Origin of the sequence: Pseudomonas sp. HY7a-MNA-CIBAN-0227 (assembly GCF_040310325.1) — a bacterium.
Taxonomy (GTDB): domain Bacteria; phylum Pseudomonadota; class Gammaproteobacteria; order Pseudomonadales; family Pseudomonadaceae; genus Aquipseudomonas.
The window spans coordinates 1-244 of sequence record NZ_JBEOPT010000309.1 but is presented as its reverse complement, the minus strand read 5'-3'; the positions used below and the strand labels follow the sequence as shown (position 1 = coordinate 244).

The 244-nt window shown below is 41.0% G+C and carries 1 protein-coding gene; it reads left to right on the top strand.

Translation table 11 applies throughout. The features are described from left to right. The coding region (locus AAEZ06_RS28055; protein WP_350617454.1) for an N-acetylneuraminate synthase family protein at window positions 1-244 on the top strand (244 nt) is incomplete at both ends.

The window sequence follows — 244 nt, the reverse complement described above, 5'->3', positions numbered from 1 at the left end:
ATGTTTAGCTCGCCTTTTGATAATACGGCTGTAGACCTATTAGAAAAATTAAATGCACCAGCCTATAAGATTGCCTCTTTTGAAGCCATTGACTTACCTCTTATCCGTTATGTAGCAGGCACTGGTAAGCCAATGATTATATCAACCGGTATGGCTGATGATGATGAAATACAAGAAGCGATTGATGCCGCACGTTCTGGTGGTTGTAAGGAGTTAGCTATTTTACACTGCGTAAGTGGTTACC